The sequence below is a fragment of the Streptomyces sp. NPDC036813 genome (assembly GCF_055609245.1).
The window spans coordinates 44,243-63,313 of sequence record NZ_JBVJPV010000021.1 but is presented as its reverse complement, the minus strand read 5'-3'; the positions used below and the strand labels follow the sequence as shown (position 1 = coordinate 63,313).

Sequence of the window (19,071 nt, the reverse complement as noted above, 5' to 3'; positions counted from 1 at the left end):
CCCGCCCGCACACCTCTCAGCTGGAGTCGCGGTGCACCACCGAGGCGCCGACCACCTTGTGGATGCCGGGTGCGGCGCCCGGCTCGCGGACCGCGCGGTCGACCAGTTCGGCGAGGTCACTTCCGGACGGCAGTTCGATGTGGACCGTGCTCAGCCTCGGCCGCAGCAGCCGGCCCAGCATCAGGTCGTCGGCCCCGACGACCGCCGTCTCCTCGGGCACGCGCACGCCCTCGTCCTGCAGGGCGCGCATCAGCAGCATCGCGTACTCGTCGTTGTACGCGAACACGGAGTCCAGGCCGAGTCCGCGCCAGCGCGCCGCGAGCCGGGCGGCGGGTTCCTCCTCGTAGGCGAGGGGCAGCGCGGTGACCGTGGCGTCGGTGTCCCGCAGCGCGCGGCGGGCGCCCTCCAGGCGGGGGCGTGAGAAGGACTCCAGGCCTGTTTCCTCGGGGACGACGACGCCGATCCGGCGCCGGCCGCGGGCGTACAGATGGGTGGCGGCGGCATGGCCGACGCCCTCGTGGTCGAGCAGCAGGGCGTGGGCGCCCTCGACGGCCTCGGAGCCGAGCGTGAGCACGGCGCGTGCGCCGGCCCGCTTGAGGACGGCGACGCCGTCGGGACCGAGACCGGTGCCGGGGACGAGGACGGCGACGGGCCGCAGCTCCGCCCAGGCGCGGGCGGCGTCGTCGCCCTGGACGCCGACCGTGCCGTACTGCACGACGGTGTAGTCCAGGCGGCCGAGCGCCCACTGGAGTTCGTTGAGGAAGCCGCTGTAGAGCGGGCCGACCGGGATGGCCGGGGCGGGCATCAGGACGATGCGGCTGTGGCCGGCGCGCAGGCTGCGGGCGGCCGCGTGCGGGACGTAGCCGAGTTCCTTCGCCGCCTCGTGCACGCGGCGGCGGGTGGCGTCGCTGATCCGTACGGCGCTGGTGTTGTTCAGCACGTAGGAGACGGTCGCGCGCGAGACGCCGGCCAGCCGGGCGACATCGGCGCTCGTGGGGGCGGAGCGGGGTGCGGGCGACGCGGGCGGGGGCGTGTTCGGTATCTGCACCATGACGGTACGCATCTTGGCAGAGGCGGGCGCAGTCCTCCTGCCCGGGGCGGCATGCCCCGCGATTTCACGAAGCGGCGCCGGCGTGGAAGGCGGCCCGCCTCACCGCGCCGTCTCCGGCCGGCCCGGGGTCAGCAGCAGGGCTCGGTGCGGGTGACGCGGTCGACGAGGTCCATCCAGCTCGCCTCCAGCCGCTCGACGGGCATCCGGCACTGGCGGGTCAGATGGTGGACCAGGGACGGGCTGAGCTGGCCCATCAGCGCGTGCGCCAGCAGCTCGGTGTCGGCGTCCGGGACCGCCTGGCGCAGCAGCAGGGCGACGTGGCTGTGCAGCACCCGGCGCGGCGGCACGACATAGCGGCGGTCCGGGCTCGGTTCGGCGGCCAGCTCCAGTTCCAGCTCGGCGACGGTCCTGCGCAGCAGCGCGCACCCGAAGGCGCGCAGCCGCTCCACGGGCGGGGCGCCGGGACCGAGCGGCGGAGGGCCGCTGAGGAACGCGGCCTGGAACTTGCGCTCGGAGTGGTCCAGCAGCGCGGTCAGCAGTCCGGTGCGGTCGCCGAAGCGGCGGAAGACGGTGCCCTTGCCGACGTTCGCGGCGGCCGCCACGGCCTCCATCGTGACCCCGGCCACACCGTGCTCGGCGATCAGCCGGGAGGCGGCGTCGAGGAGCTTGGCGCGGTTGCGGGCGGCGTCGGCGCGCAGGCACGGCTCGTCGTCGGCGGCTCCGAGGGTGAGCAGGTCGGGTGCGCCGTCGATCTCCTGGGGGTGCGGAACCGGTGGCAGGGGCACGGACATGAACTCAGCGTAAAGCATGGGAATGAAACTGGACCGCGGTCCGGTTAGGGTGATAGAAAAATAAACGGACCCCGGTCCGGATTCGTTGACAGCAGTCTTTCAGCAGCCCTTGGAGTTCCCATGTCCGTTCGTATCCTCGCTCTGGTCGGCAGCCTGCGCGCCGGTTCGCACAACCGTCAGCTCGCCGAGGCCGCCGTCAAGCTCGCCCCCGAGGGTGCCGAGGTCGTGCTGTTCGAGGGCCTGGCCGAGATCCCGTTCTACAACGAGGACATCGACGTCGAGGGCAACGTCCCGGCCCCGGCCGCCGAGCTGCGCGCGGCCGCCCAGACCGCCGACGCCTTCCTGCTGTTCTCCCCCGAGTACAACGGCACCATCCCGGCCGTCCTGAAGAACGCCATCGACTGGCTGTCGCGTCCGTACGGCGCCGGCGCCTTCGGCGGCAAGCCGGTGGCCGTCGTCGGCACCGCCTTCGGCCAGTACGGCGGCGTGTGGGCGCAGGACGACACCCGCAAGGCCGTCGGCATCGCGGGCGGCAAGGTGATCGAGGACATCAAGCTCTCCATCCCCGGCTCGGTGACCCGCTTCGCCGAGACCCACCCGGTGGACGACGCCGAGGTCGCCGCGCAGCTGACCGAGGTCGTCGCCCGTCTGCACGGCCACGCGGGCGAGGCGGTCGCCGCCTGACACCGGGTTTCCCACCCGGCACTCCCGGCCTGACGGCGAAGGGGTGGCAGCTCACGGGCTGCCACCCCTTCGCCGTTTCTCATGCCCTTGAGCGGCGTCCCTCTCGGCCCCGCCGTCAGGGGGCGGGGGCGGGCCAGGCCGCCATCGCGAGGTCCGCGATCCGCTCCAGCGTCCGCCGGTCCGCCCCGTCGCACGCCTGCTGGTTCATCCCCTGGACGACCGCCGCGTAGTACGCCGCGAGGGCGTCGGCGTCCACCTGCGGGCCGAGGAGACCGGCGTCGACGTCCGCGCGGATGCGAGCGGCGAAGGCGGCCTTGGTCTCCTCGCGCATCGCCCGCAGCCCCTCCTTCACGTCCGCCGAGCCCGGAGCGCAGTTGGCGGCACCGGTGATGATCAGACAGCCCGGGGGGTGGCTCGGGTCGGTGTAGTCGGCGGCCAGGTACCGCAGCATCGCGGCGATGGCCGTACGGGCGTCGGGGCCTTCCAGCGGGCCGGCCCCGTACTCACGCCGATAGAGCTGCACGACCTCGTCGAAGAGGCGGCGCTTGTCGCCGAAGGCGGCGTACAGACTGGGCGGGTTGACGCCCATCGCCGCGGTGAGGGAGGCGATCGAGGTCGTCTCGTAGCCGTGGGTCCAGAACTCCCTGAGCGCGGCGGCCAGCGCCCGGTCACGGTCGAAGGCGCGCCGGCTGGGCCGGGCCGCGGCCGGGCGGGGGCTGTCCGTGCTGCTCATGGCGGCCAGTCTAACCAACCCTGTATCGATCGCTAAAGAAGCTGATACGGTCGGAGCCGCCGCTGGCTTTAGCGATCGCTACAGCTGTGCGGTGTCCGACGTGCCCACGTTCCGGGAGGACGCAGCCATGACCACCTCGCTCTCATCCCTCTACGCCCGCACCGTCCACGGCCAGGGCCCGGGGCTTGTGCTGGCGCACGGCGCGAGCGGGAGCATCGAGGCCAACTACGGGCCGATCATGGCCGGGCTGGCCGCCGGTCACACCGTCGTCGGCGTCGACTACCCGGGGACGGGCGCCACGCCGAAGGCGACAGAGCCGCTCACCCTGGACGAGCTCGCCGACCAGTTGGTCGCCGCGGCGGACGCGGAGGGGCTCGGCACGTTCGCCGTCAGCGGGTTCTCCCTGGGCGGGCCGGTCGCGCTGCGGCTGGCGGCCCGGTACCCGGAGCGCGTCGAGGCACTGGTCCTCACCGCGACCTTCGCGCATGCCGATGCCCGCACGGACCTCGCCGCGTCCGTCTGGCAGCGGCTCTTCGACACCGGTCGGCACGACCTGCTGGCCGAGTACATGACCCTCATGACGCTGAGCACCCCGGCCCTGAACGCGCTCACGCCCGGCCAACTGCGCGCCTCACTGGAGGGATTGGCCGCCGGCCTGCCCGTCGGCACCGGTGACCACGTCGCCCTGGTCCGCGCCGCCGACGTACGCGCCGACCTGGCCGGGATCACCGCGCCCACGCTGGTGGTCGTCACCACCGGCGACCCGCTCGTCCATCCCGGCCTGCAACGCGAGCTCGCCGCCGCGCTGCCGCACGCCGAGGTGGCCGAACTGCCCACCGGACACCTGCCGTTCGTGGAGCGGCCCGGCGCATGGCTGGAGCTGATCACCGGCTTTCTGGCGGACGTACGGACGCGCTAGCGCGGGTCCTTCAGCGGCGGGACAGCGCCAGCGCGCTCAGGCCGAACATCAGGACGCCGAGCGGAAGGTGCACCGAGGGGACGTGCGCGATGCCGAGCACGACCTGGACGGAGGCCAGGGCGAGGAAGCCCGACGCGTGCCAGATCGGCCGGGGCGAGTTGCCGCCCGGCTTCCACGCCAGCACCGCGGCGAGCACGTACAGCATCGACGCCGCGTACATGACGCGCGCTCCCACACTGTGCAGGGTCTCCCCGTAGGACGAGGTCAGCAGCAGTCCGGCGGAGACCGCCTGGAGGAAGATGGTCAGGGTCTGCGCGGCGATCGCGAGCCTCAGGAACGAGGATGCGCGCCGGGAGTTCGCCGTCACTTCGGTGGCCATGTCGGGGTCCCCCTTCTTCTCCGCCCTGGGGCGGTGGATCGATAAGGTCTCACCGGCCCGACGACACGGGCCCGCGAAAGGTAAGGCGAGGGGGCGGCCGCACGAATGGGGACTGTCGGGACCGGCACACAGGAGGCCACCGGCGAGCGACGGCAACTGATCAACGTCGCCTACCGGTTGCTCGGCTCCCTGGCCGAGGCCGAGGACGCCGTGCAGGACGCCTACGCACGCTGGTACGGGCTGTCACCCAGCCGGCGGGCGGAGATCGTGTCCCCCGGCGCCTGGCTGACGACGGTGACCGGCCGCATCTGCCTGGACGTGCTCGGCTCGGCGCGGGCCCGCCGGGAACGTTATGTCGGCGCGTGGCTGCCCGAGCCGCTGCCCGACCGCACCGAGTGGGGCCACCACCCGGGCGGCGCCGGTCCCGCAGGACCCGCGGACCCCGTCGATCAGATCGTCCTGGACGAGTCGGTGACCATGGCCTTCCTCGTCGTCCTTGAGTCGATGACGCCCGCCGAGCGGGTGGCGTTCGTCCTGCACGACGTCTTCCGCTACCCGTTCGCCGAGATCGCCGGCGTTCTGGAGCGGAGCCCTGCGGCCTGCAAGCAACTGGCCTCCTCCGCCCGGCGGCGGGTGGGCGCGGCACGCCCTGCGGTGACGGCGACCGGGCGGGCCGACGTGGTGCGGCACGTCAAGGAGGCGTGGCAGAGCAAGGACATCGCGGCCCTCGTCTCCCTCCTCGACCCGGCCGCCGTGATGACCGCCGACGGCGGCGGCATGGTCGGCACCGTGCTGCGTCCCGTCGAGGGCGGCGCGCGCATCGCCCAGTACATGACCGCCATCGCCGACAAGGCTCCGGACCTCGAACTCCTGGAGCGGTCGGTCAACGGCATGCCGGGCCTGGTGGCCCAGCGCGCCGGCGTCGTCGCGACCGTGGCCGCCTTCGACATCTCCGGCGGACGCGTCACCCGGATCTGGGTGGTCCGCAACCCGGAGAAACTGCGGCCGTGGGTACGGCAGGTGGCCTGACCGTCACGGGGCCGGCCGGCGCTGACCGGCGGCCGGCGTCCCCTGTGTCCGGCGCCCGCAGGGCCGCCGGAGAATCCGCGCAGGAGTCTCACACGGACTGCACACAGCCTTTCAACAGGCTCGTTAGCGTGACTGGCCGTCCGTACCACCGTCAGGAAGACTCCGATGGATTACTGCTCCTCGTGCCGCCGCCACCTCAACGGCGCCCTGGTGTGCCCGGGGTGTGGCGCCTACGCGCCGGACATAGACCCGGGATTCGACGCCGAGCCCCCCGCCACGGCGTCGGCCGGACGGTCGGTGAGCATCGCGCCGGCCCGCGAGCCGGCGCACACCGCCCCGGTCTGGGAGCGGTTGGGCACCGAGCCCCACCACGAGCCGTCGAGCACCGCGCCGGTCTGGGAGCCGGCGGCCGCGGTCGCCGAGGACGGAACGGGCGGCGGCAACAGGGACGTCGCGTACGACGGTGGTTCCGCGCCGTCCGGCCGGGCCGCGCGGCGCCGGCAGCGAGCCCGCTGGCAGAAGAACCGGCGCCGGGCGGCGGTGGCGACCGCCGTCGCGCTGGTCGGCGGTGGGCTGACGGTGGCCGCGATGGACCGCGGCTCCGGCAACCGTGCGCAGGCCGCGACCACTCCGGACGACCACACCATGAACGTCGCCGAGGTACCGGCGCAGACCTACGCGCCTCCGGTGGCCCCCGAGCCGCAGCGCCCCACCACCCGCTCGGCGCCGAGACACGCGGCGCCGAGCGCGCCCCCGGCCCGGCACACGGACAGCGCCGGGTCGCCCGCCGCCGTACCGACGACGGCCCACGCCCGGCCGCAGTCCGCGGCCCCCGCGCAGCCGGTGATCCCCACGATCCGCCGGCAGCACACCCCGCTCCCGCAGCCGTCCGGCGCCCCGGTCACCGACCCCGGCGGCACGTCCACCTCGGCGCAGCAGCCGTCGACGCCCACGGGCTCCGGGAGCGGCACCGCACCCGCTCCGGCGCCGTCGAGCACCTCGCCGTCGAGCACGACGCCGTCGCAGCAGCAGCTCTGCCTGCTCGTGGTGTGTCTCGGCTGACGGGCTCACCGTCCATGACGAGCCGTCACGAGGTGCGTCTGCACCGCATGGGCCGCTGGTGGGCCGTCGACATCCCCGGCCTGGACGCGCACACCCAGTGCCGCACGCTGGACGAGGCGGAGGACCTGGCGCGCGATCTGCTCGCCCAGGCGCTGGGGACCGGGCCGGAACAGGTCGCCGTGCACCTGGTGGTGCCGGAGCTGGCGCCCGAACTGGACGCCGTGGCCGGGGCACGCCGGCGACGGGAGGCCGCGGTGGCCGCCGAAGGGGAGGCGGTCGCGGCGGCCGTGCGGATCCTGGTGGACACGCTCGGCGTGGGTCCGGGCGATGTGGGCCGGCTGCTGGGCCTGCCCCCGGACCAGGTCGCCCGCCTGACTCCGCGCCGCACCTCGGCCACGGCCCACCTCACCCGCGTACCCCCGCCGGCCATTCCCCGCACGGACCCGCGTCCGGCCCCGCGTGCGACCGCGCCACGGCGCCCGCAGAGTGTGCCGGGCGGGGGGCCTGCGCCCCGCTGACGCGGCAGCCGGCGTCCGGCCCAGGCCGAGTGCCTGTCCCCCGGGTGGGCCGGCCCGTGGTCTCCTCACTTGCCGTAGGCCTGCTTCCAGCGGGCCCGGTGGCGTGCGCCGCCCCGGCCGTGGCCGCTCACGGCCCCGAGGGCCGGCAGAGGCGTGCCGTTGTGCCACAGGCCGAGCAGGTCGCGGTGGACGGCCAGGATGCCGTTGTACCGGGCGAAGTCCTCGGCGGGGCGGCTGAAGCGAGTGGTGGTGACGAACACGGCGACCTCGGCGCCGAAATGCACCTTGGCGCCCAGCAGATCGCGCAGTTCGCGGCCGGCCACGGTACGGCTCGGCGCGTACCGCTTGCACCGGACGACCATCGTGCGGCCGTCCGGCAGCCGCCCCATGACGTCCGCGCCGCCGTCGTAGGCGCCGCCGACACGTCGCACCCGGGTGCATCCGTCGCGCCGGCACAGTGCGGCGACCAGTTCCTCGAACTCGCCGCCGGTCATGGCGTCGACGCCGACGAGGGTGCGCCGCCCGGCCTCGACGGCCTGTTCCCTCCGCCACCGCCGGTCGTGCCCGCGCAGTCCGCGGTCGGTGCGCCACAGCCACCAGCCGCCCGTCGCGAACCCGCCCGCGAGCACCACGGCGAGGACGTACGCCCAGCCGGCCGCCGCACCGGCCACCAGCAGCGCGGCGGTCAGGCCCGCGCCGTACGCCGCCGTCCCGCGCCCGCGAGCGGATCCGCCCCGTCCACGCCCAGCCGCCACGCCGCCTCCCCTGCCGTCCGTACCGGCAGTGTGGGCGGGCACGGCGCGGCGGCAGTAGGCCCGCGTCGGCCAACTGTGCGCGCTCAGCCCGCCGTTCGGTGCACGATGTGGCCGCCGGTCACGGTCAGCGGCACCGGGGCGTCGGCGACCTCGTCGGCGGGGGCGTCGACGGGATCGACGCCGAGCGCGGTCAGGTCGGCGCGCAGCCCGACGGCGACACGGCCGCTGACGGCCTGCTCGCCGGCCGCGAGAGCGGCGTGGGTGGTGCAGCCCTCCAGGGCCTGGAGGCCCGTCAGCCCGGCCCGGTCGGAGGCGGCGCCGCGGGGCGCGCGGGCCGTGGCGAGGACGGCGCGGGCGTCGTAGTGGGCGATCGGCCAGTCGGAGCCGAGGGCGAGGACCGCGCCGGCGTCGCGCAGGTCGCGCAGCCGCCAGGCCCGCCCGGCGCGGGTGCCGCCGAGGCGGGTGGACCACTCGTCGGTGCGGTCGTGGCGCGTGTAGGCGGTGTGCGGGGGCTGCATGGAGGCGATGACGCCGAGCGCGGTGAAGCGGGTGACGGTGTCGTCGGGCACGGACTCGATGTGCTCGATGCGGTGGGCGAACCGGGCGTCCTCCCCCAGCGCCTCGACGGTGTCCAGGACGTGCCGCACGGCCGCGTCGCCGATGGCGTGCGTGGCGGTGCGCACCCCGGCGCGGTGCAGGAAGCGCACGGCGTCGCTGTAGGTCTCGGGGTCGGGCCAGAATGCCTCGGTGCCCTGGCCGTGGCAGTCGGGGTGCTCCAGCCAGGCGGTGCCGCCCTCGACGGTGCCGTCCATGAAGAACTTCACGCCGCCCACCTGCCAGTGGCGTCCGCCCCGGCGCTGCGCGGCGACCAGTTCCTCCAGCGCGGCCCGGTCGGCGCCGGGCATGCACCACGGGGCGAAGCGCAGCCGCACCGGCAGGACGGTCTCCTCGGCGACGGCGCCGACCAGGTCGGGGTCGCCGCCGTCCATGACGTGGGCGCCGGTGAGGCCGGTCGCGGCCATGGCGGCGAGCAACTCGACCAGCCGCGCGCGCCGTTCGGCGTACGGCAGCCGGGGCGCGACCTCGTGGACGAGGTCCATCGCGGCGTGCTCGACGAGGTGCCCGGTGAGCCGGCCGTCGGTGTCGGTGGCGATGTGGGAGCGCTGGGCGAAGGCGCGCGGGCCGGTGATGCCGGCGGCCTTCAGGGCGGCGCCGGTGACGAGGGCGGAGTGGCCGTCGTAGAGGCGCAGGAAGGCCGGGGCGCCGTCCAGGACGTCCTCGACGAGGACACGGTCGACGGGGTGGCCGCCGAAGACGTTGTGGTCCAGGCCCCAGCCGAGGACCCAGCCGTCGGTGCGGGGCGCCGTGGCGAGCGCGGCGCGCAGGGCGTCGAGGTCGCGGACGTGGGAGAGGTCGGTGCCGGAGGTCATCTCCAGGCCCCACACCGGGTGGCTGTGCCCGTCGACCAGACCGGGCACGAGGCTGGCCCCGGCCAGGTCCACCACCTCGGTGCCGGCCCCGCACCAGTCGCGTGCCGCGGCCTCGTCGCCGACGTACGCGATCAGTCCGTCGCGGACGGCGACCGCGCGGGCCTCGGGACGGTCCGGATCGAGGGTGCGGACGCGGGCACCGGTGAGGACGAGGTCGGCGGTGGGCATGGGACTCCTTACGGCTCGGCGGAGGTTGCGGTCGGTCGCGAACGCGGAGGGTGTCGGTCAGTCGCGGGCGAGGGGCGGTGGGCCGGTCGCGGGCACGTGGCGGTGGGCCGGTCGCGGGCGCGGGTGGCGGGTCAGTCGCGTGCGAGGACGGCCGGTTCGGCCGGGGAAGCCTCGGTCTCGCTGCCGGGTTCGGCGGCGAAGCGGGCGTAGACCCCGGGTCGGTGGCGGCGCAGCCAGGCGGCGAGCGCGAGCCCGATGAGGAACACGGCCGGGACGACGGCGGCGAGGACGGTGTTCACCATGGCGGAGGCTCCGGTGAACAGGTCGAGGTGGGTGATCACCAGGGCGATGGCGCTCGCCAGCAGCACCACCGCGGCCACCGGGGCGACGACGGTGCGCAGGACGCCCTCGGTGTGCCGGACGCGCCGGAAGTAGAAGGGGATGGCGAGCGCGGCCAGCAGTTGCAGCGCCAGCAGGCCGAGCATGCCGGGGGTGTTGACCCACAGCAGCAGCTGGTCGTACGGGTCGGCGCCGGCCGCGGCGAAGGCGAGCACGACGGCGGCGCCGAGCACGGTCTGGCCGGTCCCGGCGACGTACGGGGAGCCGTGGCGGGAGTGGACGCGGGCCAGCGCCTTGGGCAGGACACCCTCCTCGGCGAGGGCGAGGCCGTAGCGGTTGATGGCGTTGTGGAAGGCCAGCAGGGACGCGAGCACGCTGGTGACGATGAGGACGTGCATGACGTCGGCCGCCCAGCCGCCCACATAGGTGGTGATCGCGGAGAAGAACAGCCCGGCGGGGTCCTTCCCGGCCGCTTCCACGACATGGCTGTCGCCGAAGGCCTGGACCGCGATCCAGACCACGAAGGCGTAGAAGAGACCGAGGAAGCCGACGGCGATGTAGGTGGCGCGCGGGACCGTGCGGTCCGGGTCGCGGGCCTCGCGGCGGTAGATGACGGTCGACTCGAAGCCGGTGAACGCGGCGAAGGCGAACGCGAGGACGGCGGCGGTGCCGGGCACGAAGACGTTGCCGGGGGTGAAGGAGGCGAGGGACAGACCGTGCGCGCCGCCCTTGAGCAGGACACCGCCCGCGAGCAGGACCAGGATGCCGGTCTCGGCGACCAGCAGGACGCCGAGCACCTTGGCGCCGAAGTCGATCGAGCGGTAGCCGCCGTAGCCGATGACCAGCAGGCCGATCAGGGAGACGGGGAGCCAGGGCAGGTGCGAGCCGGTCAGCGCGTGGACGGTGTCGCGGGTGGCGGTGCCGAGGAGGCCGTAGACGCCGATCTCCATGCCGTTGTAGCCGACCAGGGCGAGCAGGGCTGCTCCGACGCCGACGCTGCGGCCGAGGCCGCGGGTGATGTACGCGTAGAACGCGCCGCCGCCGTGGACGTGGCGGCTCATGGTGGTGAAGCCGATCGCGAAGACGGCGAGGGTGACACCGGCCAGCAGATAGCCGACGGGTGCGCCGATCCCGCCGAGCAGGATCGCCAGCGGGGCGACGCCGGCCATGACGGTGAGCGGGGCGGCGGCGGAGACCACGAAGAACGCGATGTCGGCGGTGCCGAGCGAGCCGCTTCTCAGCGCTGCGGCGGGCGGGGGTGAGGTGGGGGTGTCGGGCACGGCGAAGCCCTTCTGAGCTGCGGGCAGGGGGCGGGGCACGGGCATGCGGGATCTCCGGCGCCGTAAACCGAAAGGCTTTCGGTTTCCGCAATGTAACCTCCCCTTCAGACACCTGGGAAGACCCCGAGGGGGAAGATCAAGACATGGGACGGCCGCGCACACCCCTGCTGGACCGGGAGCGCATCACCACCACCGCACTGGAACTCGTCGACGAGCAGGGCGAGTTCAGTGTCCCGCAGATCGCGCGGCGCCTCGGGGTGCAGACCGGCTCGGTCTACCACCACGTGGACGGCCGCGACGGGATCGTGGAGCTGCTGCGTGAGCGGGTGGCGCGGGCCATCGACATCGCCACGCTCGACGTCCGCCCCTGGGACGCGGCGCTGGCGGCCTGGGCACGCTCCTACCGGGCGGCGTTCGCGGCGCACCCGAGGGCGATCCCGTTGCTGATGACGAATCCGGTGCGGGCGCCCCGGGTGCTGGAGCAGTACGAGCGGGCCGTCACGCTGCTGCTGGACGCGGGTTTCCCGACGTCCGAGGTGATGCCGGTGCTGGTCGCGCTGGAGAACGTGGTCCTGGGGTCCGCCCTGGACCTCGCCGCACCCGAGGCGATGTGGGAACTGGACGACGCCTCGGTCACCCCGCTGCTGGCCGAGGCCCTGGACGCGGCCGGCCCGCACCGGGCCGACCGCGCCTTCGAACTGGCGCTGGAGGCGTTCCTGGCCCATGCCGGGCGCAGGCTTCAGGAGTGCCGGCGGGACTGATCAGCGGCAGACGTTGGCGTGCCGGACGTCCAGGACGACGCGGCCCGGGGAGTGGAGCGTGTAGGCGTGGTAGTGGGGGCTGCTGTGGAAAGCGGCGCCGAAGGAGACCACTCCTTCGAAATCGCCGGTCAGCGCCACGCCCCTCAGCTGGGGCAACCGGACGGTGGCCAGACGCGGCCCCCGGTACACGTTCTGCCCGGCCGCGTTGTGCGCGGCGGCGGGCGACAGCCTGATGGAGAGGAAGTGATGCCCGGGAAGCGGTACCCGCTTGCCCGAGGCGTCGTAGCGCAGTTGCCTGACCGGCGTCACGGTGACTTTGGGCAGGGCGCCCCGGACGTCGATCACGAGCCGGTCGTAGGTGCAGTGACCGGCCCAGCGGGCGTTGGTGACCAGCGCGGTCCTGGGCACCGACCCGGACTGCGGAACGGCTGAGGCCGTGGCACCGGCCACGGAGAGTCCGATCAGTGTGGCCACGACAGCAGCCGCACGGCGAGGAAGAGGTTGCATGACGCCCCCCGCTTTCTTCGTGGGTGAGGGGACGGAAGTGTCATTAACATGGACATTCCACCCGGCCGTACGGTTGCACCCCTCAGGCTGCGGTTCGGTTACGTCTCGCTCACACCTTGGTGTCCGGGCCGTAAGCGCACCATGATGAGCGCATGACGTTGGCCCTGCGAGCCATGGACCGGCTGGCGAACTGGGCGGATCTCTCCGAGGCCGCCCCGAGCTGTGGCAACGGACGCGCTCTGCGTTCCGCCCAGGCCGAGATCGCCCACTTCCACACCCAGCGCGATGTGGACCTGCACCTGACCACCTGGGCCATACGGCGCTTCGAACAGGACCTCGGCAGCGCGACCGCGGTGCGGCTGGTCCCGGGGGCGCAGTGGGTGACGGTGCGTCTGGAGGTCGACACGGACATCGATCTGCTGATGACCCTGGTCAGCCTGGCCCTGCGCGCCCACCAGCGGGGCCCGGTCCCGCACGCCGCCCCGCCCCCACGCTGCACGGCCCACCCCGGCATCCCGGCCCAGCGCCGTTAGCGCGGTCACCCGACTGGCCGCCACCAGTGGTCCCGGCTCCCCCCGTCGTGCTCGGATGGAGAAGTCCCTCCCCATTCCGAACCGAGGTAGCTGAGATGCACGAGATGTGGTGCGGCGCAGACACCCGGGGTGAACCGGTGTGGCACGTCCTGACGACCGACAAGACCTCCACGCTGTGCGGAATGAAGAAACGGGAGGAGAAACCCCAGGACCCGGACGAGACCGACAAGCACTGCTTCCCCTGCATGAAGACCTTCCAGGAGGCCGTGCAGGCGACGATGTGACCGTCGGCGCCGGAGACGACAGCGGTGCCACCACCGGAGACGGTGGGACAGCCGGCGAGGGCGAGCGCGGGGCCGACGACGGCGAGCACGGCGATGGCGAGCACGAGGACGGCGACGGCGAGCGCTGGGCCGCGCGGGCCCATCCGGCGTACCGTCCGACTATGGGCGGCAAGCACTCCGTACGCCACGGCGAGCCGTGCCCCTCGGCGGGCGTCACCCGCCCCCCGGGCGCCGGAACGCCTGAGCACGCCCTGGACGCGGCCCTGGCCGACACGGTCCGCCGCACCGGCGCCTCCATCGGCGGCCTGTATCTGATCACCCGGCGCGAGCAGACGGACGCGCGGCCCCAACCGGCGGACGGCCCGCGCGAGGCGGCACAGGACCGGGCGGAGGGGCGGCAGGGGGAGGGCCGCGCGCAGGGGCCTGCGGAGGCCGGCGTGCGGGAGCATGCGGAGGTCCGCTTGCAGGACCGTACGGACGGTCCCGCGGAGAAGGAGAACCGCGCCGAGAGCCGGCCGCCGATGCTGCGTCTGGTGGCGCTGTGCGGGCTGCCAGAGGAGTTCACCACCCCCTGGCAGCGCCTGCCGCTGGACGCCCCCGTCCCGGTCGCGGACGCCATCCACGACGACCGGCTGGTGTGGATCGGCAGCCAGGGCGAGATGCTCCGCCACTACCCGCGGGCCGCCGCCGTTCTGCCGTACCCCTTCGCGCTCGCCGCGCTGCCCGTGCGCGGCGCGCACCGCTGCTGGGGCGGCATCGTGCTGATGTGGCCGGCGGACCACCCCCGCCGCGCCACCGCCCGCGAACGCGCCCGGATCATCTCGGGTGCCCGCCGCCTGGCGCAGCTGCTCGACGACGCGCCCGACCCGCCGTCGCTTCCCGAACGGCCGCGCAGCGTCCCCGTCGACGCCGCGCACCACCCGCTGCAGACGGGCCTGGCCGCGGCGGACTACGTGGAGCGGCTGCCGTGGGGAGCCATGTCGCTCGACCTGGAGGGCCGTATCACCTTCCTCTCCCGCACGGCCGCCCGGCTGCTCGGACGCAGTGCCGACCGGTTGGTCGGCACCCGGCCCTGGGAGTCCCTGCCCTGGCTCGACGCTCCCGGCCACGAGGACCACTACCGCACCGCCGTCGTCAGCCGGACCCCCGTGTTCTTCACCGCCGTGCGCCCGCCCGGGGAGGGCCTGGCCTTCGAGCTGTACCCGGACGCCAGCGGCATCAGCGTGCGCGTCACCCCGCAGAGCGGACCGCTGCCGGACGGCGCACCGGCGGCCCCGAGCCGCCGCCCGGGCATCGCCCCCACCGGCCGCCTGTACCAGCTGGTGCATCTCGCGGCCGCGCTCGGCGAGACGGTGGGTGTACGTGACCTGGTCACGCTGATCGCCGGACAGATCCTGCCGGCCTTCGGCGCCCAGGCCCTGGTGCTGTCGGCGGCCGACGCCGGCCGACTGAAGATCACCGGCCATTACGGCTACCCGCCGGACGCCGTCGAGCGGCTCGACGCGCTGCCGGTGGACACCGAACTCACCCCGGCCGGCCAGGTACTCGCCAGCGGCGCACCCGCGTTCTTCTCCTCCCCCGCCGAACTGGCGGCCGGCTATCCACGCGCGCCGCGGATCAGCGGGAAGCAGGCGTGGGCCTTCCTGCCGCTGATCGTCACCGGCCGGCCGGTCGGCTGCTGCATCCTGTCGTACGACAAGCCGCACACCTTCTCCGCCGACGAGCGGGCCGTCCTGACCTCGCTGGCGGGTCTGATAGCGCAGGCCCTGGAGCGGGCCCGCCTCTACGACGCCAAACAGCTGCTCGTGCAGGAGCTCCAGCGTTCCCTGCTGCCGCGCACCCTGCCGAGTCTGCCGGGCCTGGCGGTGGCCGCCCGGTACCTGCCCGCCGGGCACGGTGTGGAGATCGGCGGCGACTTCTACGACGTGCTGCGGCTCGACTCGCGCACGGCCGCCGCGGTGATCGGGGACGTCGAGGGCCACAGTGTCGCCGCGGCCGCCCTCATGGGCCAGGTCCGCACCGCCATCCACGCCCACGCGACCTCCGGGGCGGCCCCGGACCAGGTGCTGGCCTGCACCAACCGGCTGCTCACCGAGCTGGACTCCGAGCTGCTCGTCTCCTGCCTCTACGTCCATCTCGACCTGGACCGGCACCTGATCACCCTGGCCAGCGCCGGTCATGTCGCCCCGCTGCTGCGCACCGGACCGGGGCAGGCGCATCAGGTCGAGGTGGAGCCCGGTCCGCTGCTCGGCGTGGACGCCCGGGCCCGCTATCCGGCCACCTCGCTGCCGCTGCCGCCGGGCGCGGTCCTGGCCCTGTACACGGACGGTCTCGTGGAGGTCCCCGGCGCCGATGCCACGGAGGTCACGGCGGGTCTCGTGGCGCACCTCGCCGACGCGGACCACCACGATCTGGAGGGGCTGCTCGGCTCTCTCGTGGACCGTGCCTGGCCGACGGGCCGGTACAGCGACGACATCGCCGTCCTGCTGCTGCGCGCGGGCCCGGTGCCAGGGTGAACGCGGCCACGGAGCGGTGAAGGCGCGGTGATGGGGACCACCTGGCGGACCCCTCGGGCGGTGCGGTTAGCATATGAGCGCCACCTAGCTCGAAAGTTGGACCCGTGACTGTCAACGACGACTCGTTCACCACCTGGAACCACCGCGAGGAGATCGCGGAGTCGATGATCCCGATCATCGGGAAGCTCCACCGGGAGCGGGACGTGACGGTCCTGCTGCACAGCCGTTCCCTGGTGAACAAGTCGGTGGTCAGCATCCTCAAGACCCACCGATTCGCCCGTCAGATCGCCGGCGAGGAGCTCTCGGTCACCGAGACGATGCCCTTCCTGCAGGCGCTCACCACTCTCGACCTCGGCCCGTCCCAGATCGACATCGGCATGCTCGCCGCGACGTACAAGAGCGACGACCGCGGCTTGAGCGTCGAGCAGTTCACCGCCGAGGCCGTGGCCGGCGCCACCGGCGCGAACAAGATCGAGCGCCGCGAGGGCCGCGACGTCGTCCTCTACGGCTTCGGCCGCATCGGCCGCCTGGTCGCCCGCCTGCTGATCGAGAAGGCCGGCTCCGGCAACGGCCTGCGACTGCGCGCCATCGTGGTGCGCGGCGGCGGCGCCCAGGACATCGTCAAGCGCGCCTCGCTGCTGCGCCGCGACTCCATCCACGGCCAGTTCCAGGGCACCATCACCGTGGACGAGGAGAACAGCACGATCCTCGCCAACGGCAACGAGATCAAGGTCATCTACGCCAACGACCCGAGCGAGCTCGACTACACGGCGTACGGCATCAAGAACGCGATCCTCATCGACAACACCGGCAAGTGGCGGGACCGCGAGGGCCTCTCGCAGCACCTGCGTCCGGGCATCGACAAGGTCGTGCTGACCGCCCCCGGCAAGGGCGACGTGCCCAACATCGTGCACGGCGTGAACCACGACACGATCAAGCCCGACGAGCAGATCCTGTCCTGCGCCTCCTGCACCACCAACGCCATCGTGCCGCCGCTGAAGGCGATGGACGACGAGTACGGCGTGCAGCGCGGCCACGTGGAGACCGTCCACTCGTTCACCAACGACCAGAACCTGCTGGACAACTACCACAAGTCCGAGCGCCGTGGCCGTTCCGCGCCGCTCAACATGGTCATCACCGAGACCGGTGCCGCCTCGGCCGTCGCCAAGGCGCTGCCGGACCTCAAGGCGCGGATCACCGGCAGCTCGATCCGCGTGCCGGTGCCGGACGTGTCGATCGCGATCCTCAACCTGCAGCTGGCCCGCGAGACCACCCGCGAGGAGGTCCTCGACTACCTGCGGGACGTGTCGCTGACCTCGCCTCTGCGCCGCCAGATCGACTTCATCAGCGCGCCCGACGCGGTCTCCAGCGACTTCATCGGCTCGCGGCACGCGTCGATCGTGGACGCCGGCGCCACCAAGGTCGAGGGCGACAACGCGATCCTCTACCTGTGGTACGACAACGAGTTCGGCTACTCCTGCCAGGTCATCCGGGTCGTCCAGCACGTCTCCGGCGTCGAGTACCCGACGTACCCCGCCCCCGCGGTCTGATCCCGCCCGCACGGCAGCGACGAGGCCGGCGCCCTGCTCCGGGGCGCCGGCCTCCGGCATGAGGGCCGGGATCCGGGTCCGGCATGAGGGCGGTCAGTCCGGGTCGGACGCCGCCTTCCGGCCGGACGACGCCTTCGGGGTGCGCAGGGCGCCGACCGTCTTCAGCAGGCGATCGGCCGGCTCGCGCAGGGCGGGGTGGGCGAGCACGGTGTTGCGCAGCCCCCGCACCGGCCTGCGCACCATCCGGTGGGCCGCGGCCACCGGATGGGCCCGGGTGGCGAAGCCCTCGGCGACGCGCAGATCACGGGTCTTGAGCCAGTCCTTGTACTCCTTGTCGCCGCGGCCCCAGTCGACCAGCCGCACCCCCTCCCGGCGGGCCGCCTCGGCGAGGCGCAGGTGCATCATGAGGCCCGGGGAGTAGCGGTGGAAGTCGGGGTCGTACGCGGTGAACCAGGCCGCGAGCACCGTGCGGGAGCGAGGTCCGAAGTGCACCGCGACCGGCCGCTCCCCCGCGTAGAGCACGGACATCACGCCGGTGAAGTACGCCTCGCGGACCTGGAACAAGTACTCCACCAGGTCGACGATCCACGGCCGGGAGAACCGGTCCATCCGGCCCGTGCGGCGGTACTGGGCGGACTTCCACCGCATGAGCGTGCGCAGCACCTCGGGGTCACGCTCGTCGAAGACGAAGCGGACCTCGCCGGCGTCCCGGCCCAGCCGGCGCTCCTTCTTCAGGGTCGTCCTGGCGTGCCCCGGGTAGGTGGCGCGCAGCCACTCGGGGAAACTGTCGTCGCTGTACTCCAGGTCGATCACCGGGGAGGCGAACGTGCCGGTGACCGACGGCTCGAACGGCTTCTGATCGGCGACGAGGTGATCGAACTCGAAGCTGGCGAGGCCGCAGGCCCGCAGCAGGTCCTGGGTGTCCCAGGTGACCCCGGGCCGGTGCACCAGGGCCTGGCAGTCGGACAGGCCGAGCCCGATCGCCCGGCCGACGCCGAGGGCGCTGCGCTCGTACGGGAAGAAGCCCACCGGCTCCCCGTCCTCGTGCAGGACGGCCACCCGGGCCCCGGCCCGGAACCTGCCGACGCCGATCGCGAACTCCGGCGCCAGAAAGGGGTTGGCGTACTCGGGTGACTCCTCCATCGCCCGGTGCCACGCCCGTCTCAGGGACTGGGTCAGCTCGCCCGTTCTGTGGATCGTGATCTCCGCGGCGCTGCTGACGGATCGCATGCGATCGCTCCCCCATCCCCCGTGACGCCTACGGCCGCGAAGCGGACTTCTCGACCATGCCCAAACGTCGCGGGAGTATGCGTACGTTGTCAAGGCTTTGTGGCGTAATGGAACAACTGCAAGGGCAGTGGGGGCCGGTGACGGTGGGTCGGCTCGGGTGGGCCGTTGTGAACGCGCGCGACGGCGGCCTGCCGCCTGGCGCGGAGACGGGCCGCACGGCGCGGGCCGGGAGGGCGGCGGGAGCGAGCGTGAGGCACCACATGACCGGCGACGAGCCACGCGACGGCGCGCGGGACGGCGAGGGGTCAGCGAGGAGCTCGATCGGCGGGCGGCCGCGGTGGCCGGGACGTCGTCGCGTGGCGCCACCGGCTGCACCGCCATCCGGAGCTCTCCATGCTCATGGGCGCCGCCGGTGCCGACAGGGATCGGTGAGCTCTACCGCCGGATCGACGCCTTCCACCCGGTGACGGTGGCCATCGGACATGTGGAGGA

General features: G+C 73.6%; 19 protein-coding genes. 10 read left to right on the top strand and 9 right to left on the bottom strand.

Annotation, left to right across the window (positions count from 1 at the left end; translation table 11 throughout):
- Positions 1-16 precede the first annotated feature (16 nt).
- Together ACZ67Q_RS34015 and ACZ67Q_RS34010 are read right to left on the bottom strand one after the other, a co-directional pair.
- Entirely contained in the window at positions 17-1,063 is a 1,047-nt protein-coding gene (locus ACZ67Q_RS34015) for a LacI family DNA-binding transcriptional regulator (RefSeq protein WP_471190075.1), read from the bottom strand.
- A gap of 116 nt (positions 1,064-1,179) precedes the next feature.
- Positions 1,180-1,842 carry a TetR/AcrR family transcriptional regulator gene (locus tag ACZ67Q_RS34010; protein WP_471190073.1) on the bottom strand — a complete coding sequence of 221 codons (663 nt, stop codon included), beginning with the start codon at positions 1,840-1,842 and terminating at the stop codon, positions 1,180-1,182.
- Positions 1,843-1,962: 120 nt separating this feature from the next.
- Between ACZ67Q_RS34010 and ACZ67Q_RS34005 the strand changes: the two genes are divergently transcribed.
- Positions 1,963-2,526, top strand: a complete 564-nt coding sequence (locus ACZ67Q_RS34005) for an NAD(P)H-dependent oxidoreductase (protein ID WP_471190071.1) — start codon at positions 1,963-1,965, stop codon at positions 2,524-2,526.
- 115 nt (positions 2,527-2,641) lie between these two features.
- Here the strand turns inward: ACZ67Q_RS34005 and ACZ67Q_RS34000 are convergent, their stop codons facing one another.
- A complete protein-coding gene (locus ACZ67Q_RS34000; RefSeq protein ID WP_471190069.1) occupies positions 2,642-3,259 on the bottom strand; it encodes a TetR/AcrR family transcriptional regulator in 618 nt (205 codons plus the stop codon).
- 127 nt (positions 3,260-3,386) lie between these two features.
- Here ACZ67Q_RS34000 and ACZ67Q_RS33995 point away from each other — a divergent pair, with 127 nt between their 5' ends.
- Positions 3,387-4,178 (top strand): alpha/beta fold hydrolase, encoded by a 792-nt coding sequence (locus tag ACZ67Q_RS33995; RefSeq protein WP_471190067.1) that lies wholly within the window; start codon positions 3,387-3,389, stop codon positions 4,176-4,178.
- 10 nt (positions 4,179-4,188) lie between these two features.
- On the opposite strand, the gene ACZ67Q_RS33990 is transcribed toward ACZ67Q_RS33995, so the two are convergent.
- Positions 4,189-4,557, bottom strand: coding sequence for a hypothetical protein (locus ACZ67Q_RS33990; protein ID WP_471190066.1), 369 nt, complete (start codon positions 4,555-4,557; stop codon positions 4,189-4,191).
- A gap of 105 nt (positions 4,558-4,662) precedes the next feature.
- On the opposite strand from ACZ67Q_RS33990, the gene sigJ reads away from it, so the two are divergent.
- The 3 genes from sigJ to ACZ67Q_RS33975 all read left to right on the top strand — a co-directional run bounded on the left by sigJ (position 4,663) and on the right by ACZ67Q_RS33975 (position 7,166).
- Positions 4,663-5,586, top strand: coding sequence for an RNA polymerase sigma factor SigJ (gene sigJ, locus ACZ67Q_RS33985; protein WP_471190064.1), 924 nt, complete (start codon positions 4,663-4,665; stop codon positions 5,584-5,586).
- Positions 5,587-5,751: 165 nt separating this feature from the next.
- Positions 5,752-6,648, top strand: coding sequence for an SCO2400 family protein (locus ACZ67Q_RS33980; RefSeq protein WP_471190062.1), 897 nt, complete (start codon positions 5,752-5,754; stop codon positions 6,646-6,648).
- A 14-nt stretch (positions 6,649-6,662) separates the two neighbouring features.
- Positions 6,663-7,166 carry a hypothetical protein gene (locus ACZ67Q_RS33975; protein WP_471190060.1) on the top strand — a complete coding sequence of 168 codons (504 nt, stop codon included), beginning with the start codon at positions 6,663-6,665 and terminating at the stop codon, positions 7,164-7,166.
- A gap of 65 nt (positions 7,167-7,231) precedes the next feature.
- Here ACZ67Q_RS33975 and ACZ67Q_RS33970 read toward each other — a convergent pair whose 3' ends face one another.
- From ACZ67Q_RS33970 to ACZ67Q_RS33960, 3 genes are all read right to left on the bottom strand, one after another.
- On the bottom strand, positions 7,232-7,921 hold the full coding sequence (locus ACZ67Q_RS33970; RefSeq protein WP_471190058.1) for a restriction endonuclease: 690 nt from the start codon (positions 7,919-7,921) through the stop codon (positions 7,232-7,234).
- 83 nt (positions 7,922-8,004) lie between these two features.
- Positions 8,005-9,579, bottom strand: coding sequence for an amidohydrolase (locus ACZ67Q_RS33965; protein WP_471190056.1), 1,575 nt, complete (start codon positions 9,577-9,579; stop codon positions 8,005-8,007).
- Positions 9,580-9,710: 131 nt separating this feature from the next.
- Complete coding sequence (locus tag ACZ67Q_RS33960) at positions 9,711-11,243, bottom strand: APC family permease (protein WP_471190054.1); 1,533 nt, start codon at positions 11,241-11,243, stop codon at positions 9,711-9,713.
- A gap of 98 nt (positions 11,244-11,341) precedes the next feature.
- On the opposite strand from ACZ67Q_RS33960, the gene ACZ67Q_RS33955 reads away from it, so the two are divergent.
- Positions 11,342-11,959 carry a TetR/AcrR family transcriptional regulator gene (locus ACZ67Q_RS33955; protein WP_471190052.1) on the top strand — a complete coding sequence of 206 codons (618 nt, stop codon included), beginning with the start codon at positions 11,342-11,344 and terminating at the stop codon, positions 11,957-11,959.
- Here ACZ67Q_RS33955 and ACZ67Q_RS33950 read toward each other — a convergent pair whose 3' ends face one another.
- Positions 11,960-12,466, bottom strand: coding sequence for an AMIN-like domain-containing (lipo)protein (locus ACZ67Q_RS33950; protein WP_471190050.1), 507 nt, complete (start codon positions 12,464-12,466; stop codon positions 11,960-11,962).
- A 152-nt stretch (positions 12,467-12,618) separates the two neighbouring features.
- Here ACZ67Q_RS33950 and ACZ67Q_RS33945 point away from each other — a divergent pair, with 152 nt between their 5' ends.
- The 4 genes from ACZ67Q_RS33945 (at position 12,619) to ACZ67Q_RS33930 (ending at position 17,349) form a co-directional block, all read left to right on the top strand.
- On the top strand, positions 12,619-12,999 hold the full coding sequence (locus ACZ67Q_RS33945) for a luciferase domain-containing protein (protein WP_471190048.1): 381 nt from the start codon (positions 12,619-12,621) through the stop codon (positions 12,997-12,999).
- A 95-nt stretch (positions 13,000-13,094) separates the two neighbouring features.
- On the top strand, positions 13,095-13,283 hold the full coding sequence (locus tag ACZ67Q_RS33940) for a hypothetical protein (RefSeq protein WP_469810908.1): 189 nt from the start codon (positions 13,095-13,097) through the stop codon (positions 13,281-13,283).
- Positions 13,284-13,444: 161 nt separating this feature from the next.
- Entirely contained in the window at positions 13,445-15,799 is a 2,355-nt protein-coding gene (locus ACZ67Q_RS33935) for a SpoIIE family protein phosphatase (protein WP_471190210.1), read from the top strand.
- Between the two features lie 104 nt (positions 15,800-15,903).
- Entirely contained in the window at positions 15,904-17,349 is a 1,446-nt protein-coding gene (locus ACZ67Q_RS33930) for a glyceraldehyde-3-phosphate dehydrogenase (protein WP_471190045.1), read from the top strand.
- A gap of 93 nt (positions 17,350-17,442) precedes the next feature.
- Here the strand turns inward: ACZ67Q_RS33930 and ACZ67Q_RS33925 are convergent, their stop codons facing one another.
- The gene (locus tag ACZ67Q_RS33925) at positions 17,443-18,579 is read right to left on the bottom strand and encodes a GNAT family N-acetyltransferase (protein ID WP_471190043.1); all 1,137 of its coding nucleotides are present in this window, start codon (positions 18,577-18,579) and stop codon (positions 17,443-17,445) included.
- Positions 18,580-19,071: the final 492 nt, after the last annotated feature.